Below are 24239 nucleotides of genomic sequence, written 5' to 3'. Positions count from 1 at the left end.
ATCAGCGGGAGGCCAAGCCGACAACGAGCAGTGCGAACCCGGTGAGATGGGCGACGAGCCGCGCAACGTTCCACCGCGCCCACTCGCCGGCGAAGGCCGACCACACCCGATTGGCCTCGGACGCGGTTGTCGGGGTGCCGGCGCGCGCAAGCAGATCGTTCAGCGGCACGTTGAGCATCACGGTGATCAGGACGCCGACCACATAGCAGACCAGCGCGCCGAGGGTCCACCATCGAAGCCCGTCATTCCAGCTCACCGCTGCGGCAATGATCGCGACGATTAGCCCGCCGCCGAACAGCACACCGAAGACCGGGTTGAGTATCGCCGTGTTGATCCGCTGCATGACATCGACGGCCGCCGCCGACTGTGCCCGGTTCATCCCCGGCATCACCGAGTAGGCGAACGCGGCGAACAGGCCGGCCACCAGTCCGGACGAGAGGATCGCGGCGACGACCGCGACCGTCCGCACGGCGCTCATCGGTGTCCCTCCCGCAGCGCACTGTTCGGTCGCACCGAGAAGACTGTTGACGTCCGTACCCACTGTTTGTTGTTCCATGACTTCAATCAAATCGCCTCATGGTGAGCGTTAACATGGTCAGAGCACTTGAATTCATACTCAATCGTCTCGATCGAAAGTGTTCCTAGACATGGATGCCCTGGGGAGCCTGCTCAACGGACCACGGGCCCGCGATCCCCTCGTGTTGCGCATGGTGTTCGCGTCTCCGTGGGCGCTCCAGGTTGACGACAGATCGCCGCTCACCGTTCTCGTAGTCACTCGAGGGTCGATGGCGGTGGATCACGACGGCGCCCGTTCGATCATCGCCACGGGTGAGGTCGCGCTGTTCCGCGGAACCGAGCCCTACCTCCTGTCCGATGGTGTGCATCGCGAACCAATCGCACGAATCGACGAGAACGGCGACTGCGTCGATCTCGGTGACCACCACAGCGTCGCCCAGCAGATGTCCGTCGGTGTGCGGTCATGGGGCAACTGCGCGCCGGAGGACGCCGACACGGCAATGATCGTCGGCGTCTACCGCGCCGGCGAGGTCAGTCGCGCATTGCTGGAGGCATTGCCGCAGCTGACGGTCGTGCCGATGAGCGACGATCCGCTGCGCGCACTGATGGAAGCCGAGGTCATCCGCGCGGCCCCCGGTCAGGACGCGATCCTCAATCGCTACCTCGACCTGCTACTGATCACCGCGTTGCGCCGCACTTTCGACAGCGACGCCACCATCTCCGGCGGAGCCGCGTGGGTCCGCGCCTACCGCGACAGGGAAGTCGGTCGCGCGCTGCGGCTGCTGCACAACAACGTCGAGGAGCCGTGGACGGTCGACTCCCTCGCCAGGGAGGTCGGCCTGTCACGTGCGACGCTGGCCCGGCGGTTCACCGAATTGGTCGGGGAGCCGCCGATGAAGCACCTCACGTCGTGGCGGCTGGCGCTGGCCGCCGACCTTCTGGCCGAGGACAAGCCCGACACTCTCGCCGTCATCGCGGACCGGACCGGCTACACCAGTCCGTTCGCGCTGAGCACCGCGTTCAAGCGTGAATACGGCGTCAGCCCGTCGCACTGGAGGTCGGCCCAGTAGCCGGTCACGATCAAGTGCGGAAGAAGGCCGCAAGGGCGGCGGAGTAGAGCGGCACGTCGGCGACCGCCATCAGCTCCCGCGCGCTGTGCATGGCCAGCTGCGGGGCGCCCACGTCGACGGTGACCAGACCAGTGCGGGTCGCGGTGATCGGGCCGATCGTCGAGCCACAGGGCAGATCGGCGCGATGGACGTAGCGCTGCAACGGCACTCCCGCCAGGCGACAGGCCTGCTCGAACGCACCGGCGCCGACGGCGTCGGAGGCGTAGCGCAGGTTCTGGTTCACCTTCAGCACCGGGCCGCCGCCGAGCACGATGTGGTGGCCGGGCTCGTGGCGGTCGGGGTAGTTGGGATGCGTCGCGTGTGCCATGTCGCCCGACGCGCAGATGCTGCCGGCCATCGCGCGCAGATAGTGTTCGCGGTCGCCGCCGCCGGACAGCACGATCCGCTCGCACACGGTCGCCAGAAAATCCGACGCGGCGCCGCGATGCGACGCGCTGCCGACCTCCTCGTGGTCGAACAAGGCCAGCATCAGCGTCGACGGCACGGGCGCGGTGGTCTCACCCGCGTCGAGCAGTGCGCGCAGACCCGTGTAGCAGGTGACCTGGTTGTCCAGCCGCGGGGCGCTGAACAGATCCCGCTGCGAGCCGACGATGCGGCTGGGCTCCACGTCGTGGGCCATCAGTTCCCAGCCGAGCAGATCCCCGCCCGAGACGCCGAGTTCGGCGGCGAGATATTCGCGCAGCCCGGCACCTTCGGCATCGGTCGACCAGAGGGCGTCGACGTGGCGCTGCGGGTCGAGGGTCACCCCTTTGCGGTCCTCGGACAGGTGAATCGCCAATTGCGGGACGCGCAGCAGCGGCTCGTCGAATTTCACCAACCGCTCGACGGGTCCGCCGTCGCCGAGCACCGACACCCGACCGGACAGGCCGAGATCGCGGTCGAGCCACGAGTTGAGCCAGGCGCCGCCGTAGGGTTCCAGCGCCACCGTCGCAAGGCCGACGGCGGTGCGGTCGAAATGCTGCTTCACCCGCAGGTTGGGGCTATCGGTGTGTCCGCCGACGATGCGGAACGCCGCACTCCCGGCACCGGCATGATTCGGCCCGCTCGCTGCGCTCCCGGCGCCGGACTGCCAAGCGATGATCGAACCGCCGCGGCGCACGAAGTACCGACCGCGCTCGGCGGGCCACTGCGCCGTCTCGAACAGCTCGACGAAACCGGCGTCGCCGAGTTCGGCGGCCACCGTCGCACACACGTGGAACGGCGACGGGGATGCGTCGATGAAGGCACCGAGGCCTTCCGCCGACGCGCTGGTGGAGACGGCGGGCGCTGCCATGTCAGGCCTTGGCCAGCACCGCGTCGAGCACCGAGTAGAACAGGCCGAGTCCATCGTCGCTGGGCCCGGTGAGCGCCTCGGTGGCGTGCTCGGGATGCGGCATCAGCCCGACGACGCGCCCGTCGGCGCTGGTCACGCCCGCGATCGAGCGCATCGAGCCGTTCACGTTGTCGCCGGCGTAGGTGAAGGCGACCCGTCCCTCGCCCTCGAGTTCGTCGAGCACGGCCTCGCTGGCGACGTAGCGCCCCTCCCCCGACTTGAGCGGGACGAGGATCTCCGCCCCCTGCTCGAAACGCGAGGTCCACGCCGAGGAGGTGTTCTCCACCTTGAGCCACTGGTCGCGGCAGACGAAGTGCAGGCCCTGGTTGCGGGTGAGCGCACCGGGGAGCAGACCCGCCTCGCAGAGGATCTGGAAGCCGTTGCAGATGCCCAGCACCGGGGTGCCCGAGCGGGCCGCGTCGACGACCGACCGCATCACCGGCGCGAGGCTCGCGATGGCACCGGCGCGCATGTAGTCGCCGTAGGAGAAGCCGCCCGGGACGACGACCGCGTCGACATCCTTGAGGTCGGCGTCGGCATGCCACAGCGAGACGGCCTCGGCACCCGCCCGACGAACCGCACGCGCCGCGTCGACGTCGTCGAGGGTGCCGGGGAAGGTGATGACGCCGATCCGCGCGCCGCTACCCGTTGCGGCCATCAGGCCTTCACCTGGACGCGCGTGACGGTGTAGTCCTCGATGACGGTGTTGGCCAGGACGTCGGCGGCGATCTTCTCCAGCGCCGCGTCGTCGACGGCGTCGCCGACCTCGAGTTCGAATCGCTTGCCCTGCCGGACGTCGGAGATCCCCTCGAAGCCCAGTCGGGCGAGGGCACCGACGATGGCCTGCCCCTGCGGATCGAGGATCTCCGTTTTGGGCATCACGTCAACCACCACACGTGCCATTGCTGTTGCGCTCCTTCGCCGGGCTACCGCTTACCCGGTGAGTCTATCGGCAGTGGTGGCGGACTACAGCGCCGCCTCGATGGCGCTGATCACCTCGGGTGCGTCGGGCTCGGTGCGCGGGCGGAACCGGGCAACGACGTCGCCGTCGGATCCGACAAGGAACTTCTCGAAGTTCCATTGGATGTCGCCGGCCTCGCCGTCGGCGTCGGCCGCCGCGGTGAGCGCGGTGTAGAGCGGGTGGCGGTCGTCGCCGTTGACGTCGGCCTTCTCCAGCAGCGGGAACGTGACGCCGTAGGTGGTGGAGCAGAAAGTGGCGATCTCGTCGGCGGTGCCCGGCTCCTGTCCCATGAACTGGTTGCACGGCATCCCGACGACCGTCAGCCCGCGCGGACCGTAGGTCTTGGCGAGTTCCTCGAGCTTCGCGTATTGCGGGGTCAGGCCGCATTTGCTGGCGACGTTGACGACCAGAAGCGGACCGTCGAAGGACTTCAGGTCCAGCGCGGATCCATCGAGGGCGGTGACGGGAATGCTCTTTACATCGGCCATGATCACAAGCCTACCCATGCCATGACCGAGGTCACATCTATTTGCGTAGCAACAATAGTTGCGTCTGCGTTATTGTTTTTGAGTGCACTCCAAACCTGCTTCGAACACCACCAGCGCTGATCGGGTCTTCACGGCCCTGTCGTCGCTGTTCGAGCGGCTCATGTGCGCGGCGAAATCGGAGTCGATGTCCGAGGTCGCGGAAATCGACCTGACATTCTCCCAGTTCCGAACCATGATGGAGCTGGGAACCCGCTCGTGCGCCATGTCGGTCAACGAATTGGCCGACGCGGTACATCTCTCGGTGGCCGCCACCGGGCGGGCCGTGGACCGACTGGTCAGCATGGGCTTCACCGACCGGCGGGAAGACCCCGCCGACCGTCGGGTGAAGCGGATTTCACTCACCGATCGCGGACACCAGTTCGTGACAACCGCCATCAACGGTCGCGAAGACGTCCTTCGGAGCGTCTGCCAGCGTCTGCCCGCCGATGTCGCAGACGGGCTGACCGACGCACTCGACCCGGTTCTCAACGGCGAGACCGACTACTTCGCCCACCTCGAACTCCCCACAGAAAGCTGACGTTATGACCGCCCCCGCTGCCGCCAAGGCGCCGGACACCAAACTCGACAAAAAGGTTTTGACTGTCGCCGGTGTCGTGGTCCTCGGCTCCATCATGTCCATCCTGGACATCACCGTCGTCTCGGTGGCCCAGGACACTTTCCAAGACAAGCTCCACACCGACCAGGCCGGTGCGGCCTGGTCGATGACCGCCTACACCCTCGCGCTGGCCACGGTCATCCCGCTCGCCTCGTGGGCGGCCACCCGATTCGGCACCAAGAAGGTCTACCTGACCTCGATCGTGCTGTTCCTGATCGGTTCGGTGCTGTGTGCCACCGCGACCAGCATCGGCGAACTCGTCGCCTTCCGCGCCGTCCAGGGCCTCGGCGGCGGCCTGCTCATGCCGGTCGGCATGATGATCCTCACCAAGGCGGCCGGACCCGAACGCGTCGGCTCGGTCATGGCCGTCCTCGGCATCCCGATGCTGCTGGGCCCGATCTGCGGCCCGATCCTCGGTGGCTGGCTGATCCAGATCGCCTCGTGGCACTGGGTGTTCCTGATCAACGTCCCGGTCGGCCTCATCGCCCTCGTCTACGCCTGGTTCGTCCTCAAGGACGACGCGACCGGCGAGAAGCCGACGATCGACTTCCTCGGCCTGCTGCTGCTCTCCCCCGGCCTGGCCCTGTTCCTGTACGGCGTCTCCAGCGCCGGTGAAGAGCAGATGAAGCACGGCACCTTCCTCACCGGCAAGGTGCTGATCCCGGCGCTGATCGGCCTGGGCATGATGATCGCCTTCGTCGTCCACGCGCTGACCACCAGGCGCAAGCCGCTGCTCGACCTGCGCCTGTTCCGCAACCGGACGCTGGCCGTCGCGGTCATGACGATGGTCATCTTCCTGATCGCCTTCTTCGGCAGCTCCCTGCTCTACCCGCAGTTCTTCATCGGCGTGCGCGGCGAGACCACCCTGATGGCCGGCCTCATGCTGGCACCGCAGGGTTTGGGCGCCATGCTCACCATGCCCGTCGCCGGTCGGCTCACCGACAAGCTCGGCCCGGGCAAGATCGTCCTGCCCGGCCTCGTGCTGATCATCCTCGGCGTCGCGTCGTGGACCCAGATCGACTCCACGACCCCGTACTGGATGATCGCCTGCGCGCTGCTCGTCCAGGGCATGGGTATGGGTATGACGATGATGCCGATCATGTCGTCGGCGCTGGCCTCCCTGCGCAACAAGGAGGTGCCGGACGGCTCCACCCTGATGAACGTCGTCCAGCAGTCGTCGACCTCGATCGGCACCGCGATCATCTCGGTGCTCCTGTTCACCGCGCTGGCGAAGACCCACACGGGTATGGGAGCGATCGGCTACAGCCGGCACCCGGTCGGGGAGAAGCCGCCGGCCTCCTGGTTCGCCGACGCGGCGCAAGCGTTCCACACGCCGTTCACCGTCGCCGCTGTTCTCGTCTGCCTGACCCTGATCCCGGCCTTCTTCCTCCCGCGGAAGAAGATCGAGTCGCCGCTGGTCGAGGAAGACATGGAGCAGACCCATCACGTGGCGGTCCACTGACGGCGACTAGGATCGCCTGGGACCAAGAGTTGGAGATGTGATGACGACGGCAGCCGAAGAAACCGCTTTGCAGGCCAGGGTCGGCCACTATTACAAGGCCGACCACACCTACGAGGTGGGTCGCGAGAAGGTCCGCGAATACGCGCGGGCCGTGCAGGACTACCACCCTGCGCACTGGGATCCCGAGGCTGCCCGGAAGATGGGATACGACCATCTCATCGCGCCGATGACGTTCACCGCGATCGGGGCCATGGCGGCCAACCGGAAGCTGCTCGAAGAGGTCGTCGTGGGTTATGACACCTACGTGCAGACCGAGCAGGTCTTCGAGCAGCACCGGCCGATCACGGTCGGCGACGAGCTCCACACCGACGTCGAACTGTCGTCGGTGCGGCGCATCGCCGGCAAGGACATGATCACGATCACCAACACCTTCCTCGACGTGAAGACCGGCGAGACCGTGCACACGATGCACACCACCGTCGTCGGGGTCACGGCCGAGGAAGTGGACCCGGGCATCACCGAGGCGGTGGCCAAGGTGATGATGCACGACGTCGACATCCTCTCCGTCGAGCAGTCGGCGCAGGACTACGTGAAGACCGTCCGCGAGGACGGCCCGCGCGTCATCGCCCAATACGGCGAGACCCGGACCCCGGTCAGCCGGAACTTCGACGATCTGTCCGTCGGCGACGTCCTGCCCGAGCACCACACGCACCTCTCGCGGGGTGACCTGGTGAACTACGCGGGTGTCGCCGGCGACGCCAACCCCATCCACTGGGACGAGGACATCGCCAAGCTGGCCGGCCTGCCCGACGTCATCGCCCACGGCATGTTGACGATGGGCCTGGGCATCGGATTCGTCTCCGAGTGGACCGGCGACCCGGGTGCGGTGACCAAGTACCAGGTCCGCCTGTCCGCACCGGCGATCGTCCCGGCCGACGGCAAGGGCGACATCGAGTTCGGCGGCCGCATCAAGTCGCTGGACCCGGAGACCCGCACCGGCGTCGTCATCCTCACCGCCAAGTCGGCGGGGAAGAAGATCTTCGGCATGGCGACGCTGAACGTCCGCTTCAGCTGAGCCCCTACTCCAACTCGGCACGGGCCATCGCCGCAACCGCGGCCCCCGCCGCAGTCATCGGCTCGACCGATCGGAGACTGCGGCACAGCACGAACCCGCCCTCCAGGCCGGCGAGGAATCCCAGGGCCAGCCGACGGCAGGCGGCCTCGGGAAGACCGGTCTGGGAGAACCATCGGGTCAGTTCGGTGGTCCACCCGGTGAAGACCGCCGCCGTCGCCTTCCGAAGGCGTTCGTTGGTGCTCGCCACCTCCAACGCGATGGTCTCGATCGAGCAGGCCTCGCTGTAGTCCATCTCTTCCAGGAGCGCTCCGGCCGACGCGAAGAGTTCGGGGATCCCGCTGACGACGTCGTCGACGGCCGCCAACTGTGGTCCGACCAAGGCGCTGTAGCGGGCACCTTCGGCGTAGATGACCTCTTCGCTGATCTGCGTCTTTCCCCCGGGGAAGTGGTGATAGATCGACCCGAAGGGCGCGTTTGACGCGGCGGCGATCTGCTTGAGCCCGGTCGCGCTCATCCCCTGCCGCCGATACAGCCCGGCTGTCGAATCGAGAATGCGCTCACGCGTGTCCGTCGCCATGTCACTCCTTGCGTCCCGTTGTCGCCAAGCGTACCGTCCTTCCTAACTAGAACGATCTATCTAGGGAGTCGGAATGCAGCGTGTCGAGTTGCCCGCGGGTCCGATCGACTACCTCGACACGGGTATCGGCGAGGCCGACGATCGACCGGTCGTCGTGTTCGGTCACGGCCTGCTGATGAACGAGACCCAGTGGCGCAAGGTGATCCCGCTGCTCGACGAGTTTCGGTGCATCGCTCCCACCTGGCCGCTGGGCGCACACCGATCGCCGATGAACCGCGACGCCGACCTCACCCAGAACGGTGTCGCCACCATCGTCGCCGATTTCCTCGACGCACTCGGCCTGACCGATGTCACCCTCGTGCTCAACGATTGGGGCGGCGGCCAGTTCATCATCAGCGAGGGCCGCGACGAGCGCGTCGGACGCCTGGTGCTGGCGTCCTGCGAGGCCTTCGACAACTTCCCGCCCAAGCCGGCGCGCCCGGCCGTGGTGCTATGCCGGCTTCCGGGCGGGACGCGCGTCTTCACCTGGCTGACGGGCACCGCCACCTTCCGCCACGGCGAACGCGGCTACGGAGGGCTGACCAAGCGACCGATCCCGGACGAGGTGTTCGACGATTGGTTCGCTCCGGCCAACCGCAGCGCGGCCATCCGCCGCGACCTGCGCAAATTCACCTTGGGCACACCTCCCAGGGCGACGCTGCTGGCATGGTCGAAAGAACTCGCGGCGTTTACCCGGCCGGTCCTGATCGTCTGGGGCGCCGACGACGTGATGATGCCGGTCGAGCACGCCCACCGCCTGGCGGACCGTTTTCCCGACTCCCGGCTGGTCATGGTCGACGACTCGCGGACGTTGATCAGCGAGGATCAACCCGAGGCGTTTGCCACCGCCCTGCGCCGCTTCGTCTCGGAGCTCCCGCGCACGGATGCGCCGCACTGAGCGTCAGTCGAGCCAGCGCTGCGCGGCCCGCAGATGCTCGCGGAACGGCTCGAAGTCGGCCAGCACCTCCGCGGCGGTGCGCGCCCGGTCGACCAGTCCGGCCGACTCACCCGCGTAGACCGGGGCCATCGAGAGGTCCGCGTCGACGCGGGCCTGCTTGATCGTCTCGGTCATCTCGTCGGTGACGGCCTCCGCCAACGCATCGGTGCGCTGCGCCCACCGGTCGCTGAAGGCGTTGGCCAGTGCCCGACCGCCGTAGATCTCCGGCCAATCGAAGCGCTGGGCGATGTCGAAGGCGCGGGTGTACACGGTTTGATCGGTGTCGGCGGCGATCACCGCTTCCTTGAGTTCCGGGCGGAAGATGCTCTCCGCCGACGCCGCGAACGGCGTGCCGACCCAGGCGGCCGACGCGCCGGCGGCCAGGACCGCGGCCAGCCCGCGGGCGGTCGCCACTCCCCCGCCGACGAGCACCGGCCGGTCAGTCAGGTCGAGGACCTGCTGCAGCAGCGGCAGCGTCGAAACCACGCCCCGGCCGTGGCCACCGCCCTCCGAGCCGCGCACGACGAGGCCGTCGACACCGGCGTCGAGTGCGTCCAGCGCTTCGGTGCGCGTCCCCACCTGGGCGACGACGGCGGCACCGGCGTCGTGGACCTTCTCCAGGTACGGGCGGGGATCGCCGAAGCTGAGGCTCACGACGACCGGCTCGGCCTCCAGCGCGGCGTCGAGCAGCGCCGGGTTCTGCGGCAACGACCAGCACATCAGGCCGATCCCGACGCGCTGTCCGGCGGCACGCGCCAGCCCGCACTGCTCGCGCACCTGCTCGACGGTGGCCACGTTGCCCACGCCGATGAGGCCAAGGCCACCGGCGGCGGTGATGGCCGCGGCGAGCCGCCCGCCTGCCGCGCCCGCCATCGGCGCGCCGACGACGGGCACGCGCAGCCCGTCCAAGATCGTGCGCAGGTCCACCGTCCGCTCACCCATTCCGATCAGCCCTTCCGCTACCCGACGTCGGCATTCCCACCGTCGACCGCGCCCGTCTGCTCCAGGATCCAGGCGAGTTCGAACGCGGTCTGCTCCCACTGCTTGTACCGACCGCTGACGCCGCCGTGTCCGGCCTTCATCTCCGTCTTCAACAGGATCGGGGCATCGCCGGTCGTCTGGTCCTGCAGCTTCGCCGCCCACTTGGCCGCCTCGGTGTGCAGGACGCGGGTGTCGTTGAGCGAGTTGAGCGCCAGGATGGCCGGGTACGCGACCGCGCACACGTTCTCGTACGGCGAATACGACTTCATGTACGCATAGACCTCGGGATCGTCGAGCGGGTTGCCCCACTCCTCCCATTCGATGACGGTCAGCGGCAGGCTCGGATCGAGGATCGAGTTGAGGGCGTCGACGAAGGGCACCGCGGCGACGATCCCGTGGAACAACTCGGGGGCCTCGTTCACCACCGCGCCCATCAGCAGCCCGCCGGCCGAACCACCCTCGGCGACGAGGTGTTCGGGCGTGGTCACGCCGGTGTCGATGAGGTGACGGGCAACGGCGATGAAGTCGGTGAAGGTGTTGCGCTTGCGCAGCGTCTTGCCGTCCTCGTACCAGTGCCGACCCATCTCGCCGCCGCCGCGGATGTGGGCGACGGCGTAGACGACGCCGCGGTCCAGCATCGAGAGCCGCGACACCGAGAACGAGGGATCCATGCTGGCCTCGTACGAGCCGTAGCCGTAGAGCAGGGTGGGGGCGGGGCGAGGTGCGGCCCCCTTGCGGCGCACGATCGAGACCGGGATCTTCGTGCCGTCGGCGGCGGTGGCCCACTCCCGCGACTGCTCGTAGTCGTCGGGCGAATACCCGCCGAGGACGACCTGCCGCTTGAGCAAGGTTCGCCGCCCGGTGGCGACGTCGAGGTCGATGAGCTCGGCCGGCTCGATGAAGCTGGTGTAGGCCAGGCGCAGGCGCGGCGTCGTCCACTCGGAGTTCCCGGCAGCGCCGGCCGCACAGATCTCCTGGTCGAAGGTGACCTCGGCGAAGTCGTCGACGGTGGGCATGCCCTCGATACGGCGCAGATCCGCGATCGCCACCTTCGGCAACGCCTCGGCGCGGTAGCTGAGCACGAGGTAGTCCGCGAATGCCTCGACGTCTTCGAGGCGCCGGGCCGGGTCGTGCGCGATGAACGTCGACCGGTTCGCCGGATCGTCGACCGGGGCGATGTCGACGGCATAGTTCTCACACTTCTCGCCGTCGGGGCCGGGACCGTTGTGGGTGAACAGGAAGTAGTCCCGCCCGTCGATCACGGCGTGGTCGACCTCGTATTCGACGCCGGGGACGCGCGCACCGAGGCTGACCGGCTCGGCGGTGGGATCGGCCGTCGGAATCGCGTAGACCTCCGCGGTCGTCTTGGACCCGGCGGCGATGAACAGGTATTCGCGGCTGCGGGTGGCACCCATGCCGACCCAGAACCCCTCGTCGGGTTCGTGGAAGACCCGCACGGCCGGTTCGCCGGAACCGAGTTCGTAGCGCCACACCGTGTCGGGACGCCAGGCGTCGTCGACCGTTTGGTAGAAGACGTAGCGGCCGTCGCGCGACCACAGCGCGCCGCCGGTGGTGTCGGCCACGGTCTCGTCGAGGTCCTCGCCGGTCTCTAGGTCGCGGAACCGCAGCGTGTAGCGCTCGTTGCCGACGACGTCGGTGCCGTAGGCCATCCAGCGACCGTCTTCGGTGATCGAGGCTCCGCCGAGGCTGAAGAAGTCGTGACCCTCGGCCTCGACGTTGGCGTCGAGGAAGACCTGCTCGCCCGGGAGCTTCTCATCCGGGCTGATCGTGGGCGGATCCCAGTCGTCGGGACCGCGCACCGGGCAGCGCGCCGAGATCCCGTACGCCTTGCCCTCCTCGGTACGGGCGAAGTACCAATACTGGCCGCGGCGGGTCGGCACCGACATGTCGGTCTCCTGCACCCGCGCTTTGATCTCGCCGAAGATGGTGTCCTGCAGCGGTTTCAGATGTGCCGTCTGAGCGTCGACGAAGGCGTTCTGCCCCTCCAGGTAGGCAATGAGCTCGGGGTCGGTCTTGTCGGCCATCCAGGTGTATTCGTCGACGACGGTGTCGCCGTGGTGGGTGCGCTCGACCGGGACCTTCTTCGCGACCGGCGGTGTGACCTGCTCGTTGGACTCCCTGCTCACGCCGACGCCTCCGCTGCCCCCGGCCAGTCGGCGAAGCGCAGCTGCGCGATCCGCTCGTACGCCTCGATGTAGCGGGCGCGGGTCCGCCGCACCACATCGTCGGGCAGCGGCGGGGGCGGGGACTCCGACTTCCGGTCCCAGCCGGACTCCGGCCCGGTCAGCCAGTTGCGCACGATCTGCTTGTCGAAGGAGGGCTGTACCTGCCCGGACACATAGGTCGAGGCGTCCCAATAGCGCGACGAATCAGGGGTCAGCACTTCGTCGGCGAGGACGAGGGAGCCATCGCCGGCCCGCCCGAACTCGAACTTCGTATCGGCGAGGATGATGCCCCGCGAGGCCGCGAGTTCCGAGCCGCGACGGTAGATGTCGAGGGTCGCGGACTTGAGATCCGCGGCTAGTTCGGCGCCGACGGCTCCAACCACCTGCTCATAGGTGATGTTCTCGTCGTGGTCGCCGATCTGTGCCTTCGAGGCAGGGGTGAAGATCGGTTCGGGCAGCTTGCTCGCCTCACCCAGCCCGGCGGGCAGTTCGATGCCGCAGACGCGGCCGGTGGCGTCGTAGTCCAGCAACCCGGAGCCGGTCAGATAGCCGCGCGCGACGCACTCGACCTCGACCATCGGCAGGTTCCGCACCACCATCGACCGGCCGAGTACCGAGGCGGGGATCCGCTCGTCGTCGGGCCCGCCGGCGAGATGGTTCGGCAGGCCCAGCGTGTCGAACCAGAAGAAGCTCATCGCCGTGAGGACGCGCCCCTTGTCCGGGATCGGCGTCGAGAGCACGAAGTCGTAGGCGCTGATCCGGTCAGAGGTGACCATGAGCAGCGTCTGCTCGTCGATTCGATAGATATCGCGGACTTTTCCCGACGCGACGTGCGCGTAGGAATCCAGTTCGGGGCGCATACGCCCAGATTAGGGGCAGCGCGCGAGCCGGCTTCGAGTGGCCCGCCCGCACCGGCCGTCGTATCGTCGTTCCGTGGGCCACCCCCGGACGCTGGGCGCCGTCGTCAGCACCTATGTCGACGATCAGATCGCAGTCATCCTCGCGGCACGAGAACGGTTGCTCGACGGCGACCTCGCCGCCATCCATCCCACGCGGGTGGCGATTCGACGGTTGCGCTCGACGCTGCGGACCTTCGACGTCTACCGGGCAAGCGCGGCCACCGCCCTCAACGACGAATTGGCGTGGTTCGCCACCCTGCTCGGCGACGTGCGTGACGTCGACGTGGTGTGGCGCCGACTCGACAACGCGCTCGACGGGACCGACGACCGTGCCGCTGCCGACGACGCCCGCGCCGCGCTGCGCGTCGAGGCCGACGCCCGGATACGCCGCGGATGGGCGGGTATCCACGCCGCGCTGGGATCGTCACGCTACGACGAACTGGCCGCGACGCTGCGGCGGTGGACGGCTGCTCCCCCGCTGCGCGGACGCTCGCAGCGCCCGGCCGCAGCGGTCGTCGACTACCTCGACGCCGCGGCCGGGAAGCTGACCAAGCGCCTGAACCAAGCGGCCGAGGCGATTGCCGCCGACGACCCCGATGCGATGGATCGGGCACATTCGGCACGCAAGGCCGGAAAGCGCTATCGGTACGCGGCCGAGTTGGCCTTACCGGTAGTCGGCGAGACGGGCAAGGAACTCATCAAGCGCGGTCGTCGGCTGCAGAACGCCCTGGGTGAACAGCAGGACGCGGCCACCGCCCTGGACTTCCTCGCCGACCTGGCCGAGACCGCCGACGATGCGGCCATGCCGGCGATCGAGGAGCTGCGCCGCCACGAGCGCGCGATCTTGGCCGAGGCCGCGCACGTACTGGCCGCGGCGGTCAACGCCCCGATCTGAGGGTCTGCAGCCCGACTAGAGGATCGGCGCGGGGACGTACTTCGCCGCGTCGGGGTAGCGCGCGACGATCTTCTCCACCGCGGCGACGACGTCGGCCACCTGCGCCTGGGCGGCACCGATGAAGGCGGTCTTGTCGGCCAGCGCGGCGTCGAGTTCGGCACGGTCGAGCGGAATCCGGTCGTCGGCGGCGAGGCGGTCCAGCAGATCCGGCGCGGCGCCCTTCTCCCGCATGGCCAGGGCGACGGCGACGGCGTTCTCCTTGATCGCCTCGTGCGCGGTCTCGCGACCGACGCCGGCGCGCACCGCGGCCATCAGCACCTTCGTCGTCGCGAGGAACGGCAGGTAGCGGTCGAGTTCGTTGTTGATCACCGCCGGGTAGGCGCCGAATTCGGCGAGCACCGTCAGGAAGGTCTCCATCAGACCGTCGATGGCGAAGAAGGCGTCGGGCAGGGCGACGCGGCGCACCACTGAGCAGAAAACGTCGCCCTCGTTCCACTGCGCCCCGGCCAACTCGGCGGCCATCGAGCCGTAGCCGCGCAGCACGACGGTGAGACCGTTGACCCGTTCACAGCTGCGGGTGTTCATCTTGTGCGGCATCGCCGACGAGCCGACCTGGCCGGGCTGGAAGCCCTCGGTGACCAGCTCGTGCCCGGCCATGAGCCGGATGGTCGTGGCGAGTGACGACGGCGCCGCGGCCATCTGCACCAACGCGGACACCACGTCGTGGTCGAGCGAGCGCGGGTAGACCTGGCCCACCGACGTCAGCGACGACGCGAAGCCGAGGTGCTTGGCGACGAGGCCCTCCAGCATCGCCAGGTTCTCGGCATCGCCGTCGAGCAGGTCCAACATGTCCTGGGAGGTGCCCATCGGCCCCTTGATGCCGCGCAGCGGGTAGCGGGCGATCAGGTTCTCGAGCCGCTCGAGCGCGATCATCAGCTCGTCGGCGGCCGAGGCGAAGCGCTTGCCGAGCGTCGTCGCCTGGGCGGCGACGTTGTGGCTGCGCCCGGCCATCACCAGGTCGGCGTATTGCGCGGCCCGGTCGGTGATGCGGGCGAGCATCGCGACTCCGTGGTCGTGGACGTGCCGCAGCGATTGCAGGATCTGCAGCTGCTCGACGTTCTCGGTGAGATCACGGCTGGTCATGCCCTTGTGGATGTGCTCGTGCCCGGCCAGCGCGTTGAATTCCTCGATGCGCGCCTTCACGTCGTGGCGCGTCACCTTCTCCCGCGCGGCGATCGACTCGAGATCGATTTTGTCGACGACCTTCTCGTAGTCCTCGATCACCCCGTCGGGAATGTCGATGCCCAGTGCGCGCTGCGCGGACATCACCGCGATCCACAGCTGCCGCTCGGCGGCGATCTTGGTGCGCGGCGACCAGATGTCGGCGAGCTGCTCCGACGCGTAGCGGCTGGCGAGAACGTTGGCGATTTCGGGTTTGGGCACGTCGGACAGTTTAGTCGGCGTGCGCGGAGGCCCCCGCCGCCCCGGCCGTCACCGCGACCGCGGGGGCCAGCACGTCGACGACGTCGGCGAGCGCGTCGGTCACGATGCCGACGGGATCGGGTCGGTGACCCGTGGACGCGGAGATGGATTCGAGCAGGGCGCCGTGCTCGAAGGCGATGAGTTTGTGCACTTCTTCGGGGGCGCTGCGGCGCTGCGATTTCGCCAGGACCTGCGCGGCGATCTGTTCCACGCGGCCCTGTCGTTGCGTCACCATCGCGGCCAACTCCGGGTGGCGCGCGGCGAGAACGAACAACTCGTAGCGCGTCGCCAGGCGCGACGACGAGCCGTCGCCGACGAACACCTCGGCCAGCGCGGCGGCGGTGGCCCGGGCGCCGCGGGATTGCTCGGACAGCGCCGCGCACCGGTCGTCCATCTCCCGGGCGTCGACCTCGCAGGTGTACTCCACCGCGGCCGCCAGCAATTCGTCGAGGGAGTTGAAGTAGTAGGTCGTCGAGGCCAGCGGCAGCCCGGCCCGTTCCGCGACCGCGCGGTGCCGGACGGCCTCGTGACCGTGCGCCATGAGCAGCGCGCCGGCCGCTTCCGCGAGGAGTTGGCGGCGTGCCAATCCTTTGGGGGTCGCGGCAGCCATGCGGAACATCGTGCCAAAGCGATGCCCACGTCGGCATGGGTTTGGCGGCATCCGCCGGGCGGACCCGACCGGGCCGCTAGGCCGCTGGCCCGGCGCTACCGAGCCGTCTGGGCGCTACAGCGCGAAGCAGAACCCCAGGGTGCCGTAGCCCCGGTGGACGAGGACGGTCGTGTAGTTGGAGCGCTTGCCGCCCTGCACGGCGTAGAGCTGTCGGTAGCCCTCGCGTGACGGAACCCAGGTGACCGCGGCCGTGCCGCCGACCGCGCGTGCCGAGTCGATGTAGATCGGCGGGCTGATGCCCGGCTTCTTCTCCCAGAAGGTGACCTTGCCCGAAGCATTCACCGGCACCGTCATCGAGTAGCTGCAGCCGGTGCCGTAGGCGTTCGACGAGAAGCCGACGCCGGCGTCGACCCGACCCGATGGCACCGCGGCAGCACCGGATGCGCCGACGGCGCTGAGGCCGCCCGCGAGAAACACGGTCGCGGCTCCCGCCGCGATCCTCGTCGTCAATCTGTTGGTTCGCACTGGAGACCCTTTCCTTCGTGCTCCTGACCCGCGGGTAAGGCTAACGCACCTCGTCACAGCTTGGGGGTGGCGCGAGCGATCAGGGTGGTGGTGTCGACGCCCTCGCCCAGCGTCCCGTAGACCGATCCCCAACTCCCGTCGAGACGGCTGCCGACGTAGGCGTCGGCAACCGCCGGATGCCCGTGCCGGATGAGCAGCGACGCCGAGAGCATCGTGGCCATCTGCCCGACGATGTGCCGCGCGCGGTACTCCATCCCCGCCGGATCAGTGAACTGGTCCTTCAACCCGGCGAGCGCGTCGTCGTAGGCACGGTCGGCGCCGCTCGCGGCACCCAGCTCGTCGAAGAAGACCGCCAGCGTCTGCGGCTCCCGGCCGATGGCGCGCAGCGTGTCGAGGGCGGCGACGTTGCCCGACCCCTCCCAGATCGACATGAGCGGCGACTCCCGGAAGAGCCGCGGCATTCGCGAGTCCTCGATGTAGCCGTTGCCGCCGAGGCATTCCAGCGCTTCGGCCGCATGCATCGGGGCCCGCTTGCAGATGAAGTACTTGCTGACGGCCAGGCTGATGCGGCGCAGCTGTGCGGCCCGCTCGTCGGTGATCGCCCGGTCGGTGAGGTCGGCGAGCCAGAGCGAGGTCAGCGTCGCCGACTCGGCCTCGACGTGCAGATCGGCCAAGACGTTGCGCATGAGCGGCTGGTCGACGAGCTTCGCGCCGAATGCGCTGCGGTAGGCGGCGTGGTGCGCCGCGGCGGTAGCGCCGTTGCGCATGACGGCCGCCGACGCGGTGGCGCAGTCGAGCCGGGTCATGTTGACCATCTCGATGATGGTGCGCACGCCCCGACCGGGTTCGCCGACCATCCACCCGACCGCGTCGTAGTACTCCACCTCGCTGCTGGCGTTCGAATGGTTGCCGAGCTTGTTCTTGAGCCGCTGCAGGAAGATGTTGTTACGCGACCCGTCGGGCAGGATGCGCGGCACGAAGAAGCAGGACACCCCCTCCGGCGTCTGCGCGAGGACCAGCAGCAGGTCGGAGTTGGGCGCCGAGGTGAACCACTTGTGGCCGGTGATCAGGTAGGTCCCGTCGGGCTGCGCGACGGCCGACGTGGTGTTGGCGCGCACATCCGATCCGCCCTGCTTCTCGGTCATCGACATCCCCGCGATGAGCCCCGCCTTCTGCGCCGGGACGCTCAACTCGGGCTGGTACACCAGCGACGTCAGGCCCGCCTCGTACTGCGCGGCCAACTCCGGGTTGTGGCGCAGGGCGGGGATGACCGCGTAGGTCATCGAGATCGGGCAGCCGTGCCCGGCGTCGACCGACGCCCACACGCTGAACTTGGCCGAACGGGCCAGATGCGCATGCGGGTCCGACGACCGCGACCACGGGTGGCCGGCGAGCCCGTGCGCGACGGCGGTGTCCATCAGACGGTGATAGGACGGGTCGTAGCGCACCAGGTCGATGCGGTTGCCGTAGCGGTCGTGGGTCTCCAGGATCGGCGGATGCTCCTCGGCGAGGTCGCCGACGGTAATCCACTCCGCCGAGCCGGCCATCTGGCCCAGTTCGTGTAGTTCGGGCAGCGCTTCCGCCGCGCCGACACTGTCGAGGTACTCGGTCATCACCGGATAGTTCGCGACGTCGTAGCCCTCGAGCGGGGGAACCTGGTTGGTGACGATGTGATTGGCCAACACGGGACGAACCTGACTTCCTGGACACGGTGGGATTGCGGTCTGCATCACAGTTTACGAGGCCGTCTCGCGTCGAGGTACCCCGTGTGGGCGAGTGCTCAACGGTCCTTAAGCATCCACACGTATATTTCCACTCGATGACTGCAACGCCCCCCTCCCCCGAACCGTCGGATTCGACCGCCGCCGAACACGGCTCCGGTCTGCTCTCGCGACGCTCCGCCCTGATCGCCGGACTCGGCGCGGCCGCGCTCGCCGGCATCACCGCCTGCTCCCCGTCGGAGGCGACCAAACCGACGGTCAACGAGGAAGAGGAGAACGAGCAGGCCCAGGCCGACGACGTCCTGCCCACCGAGAAGCAGGACAACCGGCCCGTTCCCGGCCCACCGCTCATCACCGGCACCTTCATCTCGAACAAGATGCTCGGCCGCCCCACCAAATGGGCCGTGGCCCGGCCCAGCGGCGTCACCGGCAAGCTGCCCGTCGTCGTCGTCACCCATGCGCTCAACACCAACGAGCGCACGATCTTCGGCCGCAAGCTGCAGATGCAGAACGTGTTGCAGGCCTACGTCGACGAGGGGAACCCGCCGTTCGCGCTGGCCGCCGTCGACGGTTCCACGAACTATTGGCACAAGCGCTCCAACGGCGCCGACGCCGGTGCGATGGTTCTCGACGAATTCCTCCCCATGCTCGCCGACGACCCGAAGCTCGACCTGTCGACCGAGCGGATCGGCTTCTACGGCTGGTCGATGGGCGGCTACGGCGCCCTGCGGCTGGCGTCGCTGGTCGGTGCCCCCCGCGTCGCGGCGGTCTCGGTGAGCTCCCCCGCGCTGTGGGCGAATCCGCAGATGTTCCCGCCGCGCGCCTTCGACTCTTTCGAGGACTACCAGGCGAATTCACTGTTCGGCCAGCAGAAGGCCTTCGCCAAGATTCCGGTGCTGATCACCATCGGCTCCAGCGACCAGTTCTTCACCTACACCCGCCAGTGGGCCGCCGATCTGCACCCGCCGGCGGCCTTCGGCTCGGCCCCAGGCGGGCACACCAACCGGTATTGGCACAGCGTGCTGCCCGACCACGTGATGTTCCTGGGCCGTAACCTCGCGCGGCAGTAGCCATCTCGATCGAGCGCACTCACGGCACCGGGTGCGACTTCTGGAGCCGCATCACGATTCATTCCGTTTGCGCTGCCCTAATCACCGCGTCGAGCGCTTGCGCCGACGTCGCGCCGATCGCCGCGGCCGCCGCGAGGTAGTCATCGGCAAGCCGGCGAACGCTCTGCGCCAGCTCGCTCGACGGCGTGTCGGTGCAGTCGGGCACCGCGGTAACTCGCGTTCCGGCTCCCCGCCGCGTCGTGATGACTCCGGCTTGCTCGAGCAATCGGTACGCGTGCGCCGCCGTGCCCACCGCGATGCCCAGGTCCCTGGCCAGTTGACGCAGCGGTGGTAGCCTCGCGCCGATTGGCAGGCGTCCGGCCGCGATGTGTCCGACGATCTGCCGTCGAATCTGCTCGAATGCCGGCGTCGGATCGGTGGGGTCGACGCTGATGCGCGGATCGTCGGCAATCGCCGGGCTCATGCCGATGCGCCGACGGGCGATCCGACTTTCGGCCGGGGCGGAAAGGCGAACAGCAACAACGCCACGAAGACAGCTGGGATGGCACCAAAGGCCGCCCAGTTGGCTATCGTCTTGACCGGTACGTTCACGAGCCAGTTGTATCCGTCGATCGCCGCACCGCCGCCGTCGAGGTAGCTGCCATAGGCCCACGCCGCGGTGCTGAGTTCGTCGGCGACGCCCGACACCACGACGATCCCGGCGACGACTAGCAAGCACAGCGCGCGAGTGATGACGCCGCTGCGCGACCACTTGTCGCTGGCCGAGTCGGGGTCGAGATCGCCGCGACGGACTGCCTGCCGAATGGTCGCCACTGTCAGCAAGGCGGCCACCAGCATGATTCCGGCATACATCCAGAGGTCGGCCGCACCCCCATAGGAAACGTCGATGCGCGGTGCCCGGAATTCGCGTGCGGTCCTGATCTGCGGCGACAGCAGGAGGAGCGGACCGGCGAGCCCGACGACGGTCAGTACCCCGGCCAGGACGAACAGCCACATGGGAGCAAACGACCGGGCGGTCCGGGCGGTGAGGGTGGCGACCCGACGATCCGGCGGACGGGTCGTGTACTCCGTCAAGCACAGTGCGGCGAGCGGCAACAAATAGGCCCCCGGCACAATCAGCGCGACCAGAATTCTGTCGACGACGTCGGGCAGGTTGAGCAGGCTATCGCCAGTGCTGGTTGCGCCGGCTTGATCGATGATCGTGAGTATCACCGCACCAACCGTCAACCCCGCGGCGATCAACATGTTGCGTCGAAGGTGATTCCGATAGGCGAGGTAAGAAGGCGAGTCCGGGGCCTGCCCGGGTCGCGACGACCCCCGGACCACCACCGAGCCGATGACCAGCGCCGTGAGTGCGAGTACCAGTAGATTCATTGTTCCTCCGCTTGTACCATTGAGTTGATACATCCTGACACGAGCCGCGGTATTGTGTCAATCAACTAGCACAAGAGAGTCGTGGGCTCGCAGACCCGCCGGCGGGGGCGGGCGGGCCCAACGACAGCAGTGGTATTCACCAGTGAGCCGGTGTCACAACAGTATCTGATCTGCACTTTTGCCCTTGTATTCGAATGTGTGTTCCCATATAGTCGAGGTATGGAGACCGAGACGGCGGCAGCGGATGACGGGGCATCCGTCGGCGATATCCCGTCGGGTGGGGACAACGGCGGGCTCGATACCGAATCAGACAACTGCCACGGCGCCATCTGGGATCACCCCGCACCGTGGGACGAACCCGATGCTTGGGATGACGAGGCGTTCTGGTGTCGGCGCGCCCAGGCGGTCGGGGCGGCGGCGTCGCTGGCGCTGGGCGATCCGGAGTGGACCGTCGATGTTCTCGCGCACACCGGCAAGGCCAACGCGATGCTGGCCTGGATCGAGTATCGCGAGATCGGGGCCATGCATTCGGGGTTGGTCGCCACCGGTAGACCGGAGGCCTCGGCGCGCGGGGTCCGGATGCTCGATCTTGAAACCCAAGCCGCTGCCCGGATCGCCATGAGCCGCGGCATCAGTCAAAGTCAGGGCGATAGGTGGCTGGCCGAGGCGATCGCGATGCGCGACCGCATCCCGTCCATCGGGCTTTGCCTGCGCGACGGCATCATCAGCCCCCGCCAATTCCGGTTAGCGGTGTCCCGAACCGAATTGATCGACGGCCAGGACTGGTCGAAGACGATCGACCTCGATGTCGCCGCCCGACTGCGCTCCCGCACCGGCACCTGGTCCAACAAGCGGTTGATCGACCTCATCGACCGCATCATCTCCCGGCACGACCCCGACGCAGTCCGTCGTCGCCACGAGAAGGCCAAGGCCTCCCGGTCGGTGTGGGTCCTGCCCGATGCCGACGGCATGGCCACCCTCGGTGCGACGATGACCGCTCAAGACGCCAACATCGCGCTGCGCAACGTGTTCCTCCTCGCCGGAAAAGTCTGCAAGAAGGATCCGCGCAGCGAATCGGCCCGACGCTGCGATGCGCTGTTCTCACTGCTCAGCGGATTGCGCTTCGAATGCGACTGCGGCACCGACGACTGCGCATCCGACATCCCCGAACCCGGCGCGTTGGCGCAATGGATCGCCGACCACCGAGATCAGGAAGTGGCCAAGGGCCGGGTGCTCGTGCACGTGATCGCCGACCGGGCCACCGTCGACGGTCGCGACGACGAACCCGCGTTCATGGACGGACACGGCGTCATCTCCGCCGCACACCTGCGCGACCTACTCACCCGCGACGACGTCCGCCTCCGCCCCCTCAACCCGGCCGATAGCAACGACAACAGTGGAATCACCGTCGGCAACGACAACAACGACGACAGTGGAATCACCACTCGGGGCAACAGCGGAGATAGCAGCGGCAACGACCTCGATGAGACGTCCCTACCGACGCACCTGCCGTCGGATCCGTACCGCCCATCGACGGCGCTGGCTACCTTCGTGCGCACCCGCGACGGATACTGCACGATACCCGGCTGCGACAAGCCCGCATGGCAGTGCGATATCGACCACGTCGCCGAATACGACCACGACGACCCCGCCGCCGGCGGTCAAACCACCCCAGACGGACTGGCCACCAAGTGCCGCATGCACCACAACCTCAAAACATTCGGCAGCGGCTGGGTCGACGACCAATACCGCGACAGCACCGGCCGCCTACTCTCCCAGGTCGTCTCCCCCGAAGGAATTCGATTCCCAGGGCCCACGGAAACCAATTCCGCGCTATTCCCCAGCCTCGACACCATCACATGGCACGCCCCGAAGCCCGCCGCTCCGACGTCGCCGGCACCCGATGACCCCAAACCCCGAGACCGCACCAAAGCCAAGCACGCCCGCCGACGAGCCGAACGCGAGGCCAATCGCCAACAACGCCTCGCCGAGGAGAAAATCGCCGCCGACCGTGAAACCCGACGCCGACGCGAACACCCCCGCGAAACCGACGGCGACCCGCCCTACTGACGAAGGAGGCGGCGAGACTAGACGCTGATGCGTCCCTCGAGTGCGGCCAATCCGATGTCGTTGCGGAAATGCGAGCCGGGCAGCTTGATCTCGGCGAGGCGCGCGTAGGCCTGCTCCCGCGCGGCGGCGAGGTCGGCGCCGGTCCCGACGACGGCCAGGACCCGTCCGCCCGCCGACACCGTCTTGCCGTCGGCGTCACGGGCCGTGCCCGCGTGACGGACGCCCTCCCCGTCGGCCCCGACGACGACGTCGCCGATGCGCGGCGTGCCCGGGTAGTTCTCGGCGGCCAGCACGACGACGACCGCGGCGCCGTCGTCCCACTGCAGCGGCGGCAGCTCGGCGAGCGTCCCGGTGGCCGTCGCGTGCAGCGCCTGCCCGAGCGGGGAGCGGAGCAGCGCGAGGACGGCCTGTGTCTCCGGATCGCCGAACCGGGCGTTGAACTCGACGACGGCCGGCCCGTCGGCCCCGATGGCGAGCCCGGCGTACAGCAGCCCGTTGAACGGAGTCCCGCGCGAGACGAGTTCGGCGGCAACGGGTTTGACGATCTCGTCGACGATCTGGGTGACCGTCTCGTCGGGCAGCCACGGCAGCGGGGTGTAGGCGCCCATACCGCCGGTGTTGGGCCCGGTGTCGCCGTTGCCCACGCGTTTGTGGTCCTGCGCCGGGATCAGCGGGACCACCGTCTGCCCGTCGACCAGGCAGAACAACGAGACCTCCGGCCCGTCGAGGAATGACTCCAGCAGCACCGGGTGACCCGATTCGAGGCATTCGACGGCGTGATCGCGGGCTTTGGCCCGATCGGTGGTCACGACGACACCCTTGCCCGCGGCCAATCCGTCGTCCTTGACGACCCAGGTCGGACCGAAGCGGTCGAGCGCGGCGTCGAGATCGGCCGGGCTGTCGACGACCTCGGCGTGCGCGGTCCGTACCCCGGCCGCTGCCATCACGTCCTTGGCGAAGGCCTTCGAGCCCTCGATCTGCGCGGCGGCCTTGTTCGGGCCGAAGACGGCGATGCCGGCCGCGCGCAGCGCGTCGGCGACCCCGAGGACCAGCGGCACCTCGGGCCCGATGACCACCAGGTCGGCGGCGAGTTCTTTGGCCAGGGCGACCACCGCGTCGGCGGACGCGACGTCGACCGAGCGGTTCGTCGCGATCCCCTCCGTCCCGGCGTTGCCGGGTGCGGCGAAGAGGTCGGTGACCGACGGGTCGGCCGCCAATCCGAGGAGGAGGGCGTGTTCCCGGCCGCCCGAGCCGATGACGAGTACGCGCACGCG

At 68.3% G+C, this 24239-nt stretch carries 24 protein-coding genes; 8 read left to right on the top strand and 16 right to left on the bottom strand.

All coding sequences use genetic code 11. The features are described from left to right. Nucleotide 1: 1 nt before the first annotated feature. The gene (locus HUN08_RS02800) at nucleotides 2-478 is read right to left on the bottom strand and encodes a DUF1772 domain-containing protein (RefSeq protein ID WP_165353345.1); all 477 of its coding nucleotides are present in this window, start codon (nucleotides 476-478) and stop codon (nucleotides 2-4) included. A gap of 169 nt (nucleotides 479-647) precedes the next feature. On the opposite strand from HUN08_RS02800, the gene HUN08_RS02795 reads away from it, so the two are divergent. Beyond that, nucleotides 648-1586: an AraC family transcriptional regulator gene (locus HUN08_RS02795; RefSeq protein WP_124248281.1), complete on the top strand. Its 939-nt coding sequence runs from the start codon at nucleotides 648-650 to the stop codon at nucleotides 1584-1586. Between the two features lie 10 nt (nucleotides 1587-1596). Here the strand turns inward: HUN08_RS02795 and HUN08_RS02790 are convergent, their stop codons facing one another. The 4 genes from HUN08_RS02790 to HUN08_RS02775 form a co-directional block, all read right to left on the bottom strand. Further along, nucleotides 1597-2919, bottom strand: a complete 1323-nt coding sequence (locus HUN08_RS02790) for a M18 family aminopeptidase (protein ID WP_124248280.1) — start codon at nucleotides 2917-2919, stop codon at nucleotides 1597-1599. 1 nt (nucleotide 2920) lies between these two features. Continuing rightward, nucleotides 2921-3616: a phosphoribosylformylglycinamidine synthase subunit PurQ gene (purQ, locus tag HUN08_RS02785; RefSeq protein WP_124248279.1), complete on the bottom strand. Its 696-nt coding sequence runs from the start codon at nucleotides 3614-3616 to the stop codon at nucleotides 2921-2923. After that, the gene (gene purS / locus HUN08_RS02780) at nucleotides 3616-3861 is read right to left on the bottom strand and encodes a phosphoribosylformylglycinamidine synthase subunit PurS (protein WP_124248278.1); all 246 of its coding nucleotides are present in this window, start codon (nucleotides 3859-3861) and stop codon (nucleotides 3616-3618) included. Before purS ends, purQ begins: the two co-directional genes overlap by 1 nt. Before the next feature lie 63 nt (nucleotides 3862-3924). Then, the gene (locus HUN08_RS02775) at nucleotides 3925-4407 is read right to left on the bottom strand and encodes a glutathione peroxidase (protein ID WP_124248277.1); all 483 of its coding nucleotides are present in this window, start codon (nucleotides 4405-4407) and stop codon (nucleotides 3925-3927) included. 82 nt (nucleotides 4408-4489) lie between these two features. Between HUN08_RS02775 and HUN08_RS02770 the strand changes: the two genes are divergently transcribed. From HUN08_RS02770 to HUN08_RS02760, 3 genes are read left to right on the top strand one after another with little or no spacing between them, the layout of a single operon-like run. Then, a complete protein-coding gene (locus tag HUN08_RS02770; protein WP_301546853.1) occupies nucleotides 4490-4984 on the top strand; it encodes a MarR family winged helix-turn-helix transcriptional regulator in 495 nt (164 codons plus the stop codon). Between the two features lie 4 nt (nucleotides 4985-4988). Continuing rightward, a complete protein-coding gene (locus tag HUN08_RS02765; RefSeq protein ID WP_124248276.1) occupies nucleotides 4989-6524 on the top strand; it encodes a DHA2 family efflux MFS transporter permease subunit in 1536 nt (511 codons plus the stop codon). A 40-nt stretch (nucleotides 6525-6564) separates the two neighbouring features. Continuing rightward, entirely contained in the window at nucleotides 6565-7599 is a 1035-nt protein-coding gene (locus HUN08_RS02760) for a fused (3R)-hydroxyacyl-ACP dehydratase subunits HadA/HadB (RefSeq protein WP_124248275.1), read from the top strand. Nucleotides 7600-7603: 4 nt separating this feature from the next. Here the strand turns inward: HUN08_RS02760 and HUN08_RS02755 are convergent, their stop codons facing one another. Continuing rightward, on the bottom strand, nucleotides 7604-8176 hold the full coding sequence (locus tag HUN08_RS02755) for a TetR/AcrR family transcriptional regulator (protein WP_124248274.1): 573 nt from the start codon (nucleotides 8174-8176) through the stop codon (nucleotides 7604-7606). Nucleotides 8177-8249: 73 nt separating this feature from the next. Between HUN08_RS02755 and HUN08_RS02750 the strand changes: the two genes are divergently transcribed. Next, complete coding sequence (locus HUN08_RS02750) at nucleotides 8250-9113, top strand: alpha/beta fold hydrolase (protein WP_124248273.1); 864 nt, start codon at nucleotides 8250-8252, stop codon at nucleotides 9111-9113. A 3-nt stretch (nucleotides 9114-9116) separates the two neighbouring features. Here the strand turns inward: HUN08_RS02750 and HUN08_RS02745 are convergent, their stop codons facing one another. Genes HUN08_RS02745 through HUN08_RS02735 form a run of 3 tightly spaced genes read right to left on the bottom strand, consistent with a single transcriptional unit; the run spans nucleotide 9117 to nucleotide 13179 of the window. Continuing rightward, nucleotides 9117-10094 carry a nitronate monooxygenase family protein gene (locus tag HUN08_RS02745; protein WP_124248272.1) on the bottom strand — a complete coding sequence of 326 codons (978 nt, stop codon included), beginning with the start codon at nucleotides 10092-10094 and terminating at the stop codon, nucleotides 9117-9119. Between the two features lie 17 nt (nucleotides 10095-10111). After that, complete coding sequence (locus HUN08_RS02740; protein ID WP_174900862.1) at nucleotides 10112-12280, bottom strand: S9 family peptidase; 2169 nt, start codon at nucleotides 12278-12280, stop codon at nucleotides 10112-10114. Beyond that, nucleotides 12277-13179, bottom strand: a complete 903-nt coding sequence (locus HUN08_RS02735; RefSeq protein ID WP_124248271.1) for a phosphoribosylaminoimidazolesuccinocarboxamide synthase — start codon at nucleotides 13177-13179, stop codon at nucleotides 12277-12279. The genes HUN08_RS02740 and HUN08_RS02735 overlap by 4 nt, the downstream gene beginning before the upstream one ends. A gap of 73 nt (nucleotides 13180-13252) precedes the next feature. Here HUN08_RS02735 and HUN08_RS02730 point away from each other — a divergent pair, with 73 nt between their 5' ends. Beyond that, nucleotides 13253-14113, top strand: a complete 861-nt coding sequence (locus HUN08_RS02730) for a CHAD domain-containing protein (protein ID WP_165353346.1) — start codon at nucleotides 13253-13255, stop codon at nucleotides 14111-14113. Between the two features lie 15 nt (nucleotides 14114-14128). Here HUN08_RS02730 and purB read toward each other — a convergent pair whose 3' ends face one another. The 4 genes from purB to HUN08_RS02710 form a co-directional block, all read right to left on the bottom strand. Next, a complete protein-coding gene (gene purB / locus HUN08_RS02725) occupies nucleotides 14129-15556 on the bottom strand; it encodes an adenylosuccinate lyase (protein WP_124248269.1) in 1428 nt (475 codons plus the stop codon). 10 nt (nucleotides 15557-15566) lie between these two features. After that, nucleotides 15567-16205 (bottom strand): TetR/AcrR family transcriptional regulator, encoded by a 639-nt coding sequence (locus HUN08_RS02720; protein ID WP_301546852.1) that lies wholly within the window; start codon nucleotides 16203-16205, stop codon nucleotides 15567-15569. A 114-nt stretch (nucleotides 16206-16319) separates the two neighbouring features. Continuing rightward, the gene (locus HUN08_RS02715; RefSeq protein ID WP_301546851.1) at nucleotides 16320-16730 is read right to left on the bottom strand and encodes a hypothetical protein; all 411 of its coding nucleotides are present in this window, start codon (nucleotides 16728-16730) and stop codon (nucleotides 16320-16322) included. Between the two features lie 53 nt (nucleotides 16731-16783). After that, nucleotides 16784-18415: an acyl-CoA dehydrogenase family protein gene (locus HUN08_RS02710; RefSeq protein ID WP_124248267.1), complete on the bottom strand. Its 1632-nt coding sequence runs from the start codon at nucleotides 18413-18415 to the stop codon at nucleotides 16784-16786. A 134-nt stretch (nucleotides 18416-18549) separates the two neighbouring features. Here HUN08_RS02710 and HUN08_RS02705 point away from each other — a divergent pair, with 134 nt between their 5' ends. Further along, the gene (locus tag HUN08_RS02705; RefSeq protein ID WP_124248266.1) at nucleotides 18550-19521 is read left to right on the top strand and encodes an esterase family protein; all 972 of its coding nucleotides are present in this window, start codon (nucleotides 18550-18552) and stop codon (nucleotides 19519-19521) included. A gap of 58 nt (nucleotides 19522-19579) precedes the next feature. Here HUN08_RS02705 and HUN08_RS02700 read toward each other — a convergent pair whose 3' ends face one another. Together HUN08_RS02700 and HUN08_RS02695 are read right to left on the bottom strand one after the other, a co-directional pair. Then, nucleotides 19580-19984 (bottom strand): GntR family transcriptional regulator, encoded by a 405-nt coding sequence (locus HUN08_RS02700; RefSeq protein WP_124248265.1) that lies wholly within the window; start codon nucleotides 19982-19984, stop codon nucleotides 19580-19582. Next, nucleotides 19981-20766: a hypothetical protein gene (locus tag HUN08_RS02695; protein ID WP_124248264.1), complete on the bottom strand. Its 786-nt coding sequence runs from the start codon at nucleotides 20764-20766 to the stop codon at nucleotides 19981-19983. The genes HUN08_RS02700 and HUN08_RS02695 overlap by 4 nt, the downstream gene beginning before the upstream one ends. Before the next feature lie 348 nt (nucleotides 20767-21114). On the opposite strand from HUN08_RS02695, the gene HUN08_RS02690 reads away from it, so the two are divergent. After that, nucleotides 21115-22965, top strand: coding sequence for an HNH endonuclease signature motif containing protein (locus HUN08_RS02690; protein ID WP_129624286.1), 1851 nt, complete (start codon nucleotides 21115-21117; stop codon nucleotides 22963-22965). 17 nt (nucleotides 22966-22982) lie between these two features. Here HUN08_RS02690 and purD read toward each other — a convergent pair whose 3' ends face one another. After that, entirely contained in the window at nucleotides 22983-24236 is a 1254-nt protein-coding gene (purD, locus tag HUN08_RS02685; protein ID WP_174900861.1) for a phosphoribosylamine--glycine ligase, read from the bottom strand. Nucleotides 24237-24239 lie beyond the last annotated feature (3 nt).

Source organism: Gordonia sp. X0973, assembly GCF_013348785.1.
Lineage (GTDB): Bacteria > Actinomycetota > Actinomycetes > Mycobacteriales > Mycobacteriaceae > Gordonia.
The sequence above is the reverse complement of the archived record's forward strand: the minus strand, read 5'-3'. Positions and strand labels throughout refer to the sequence as shown.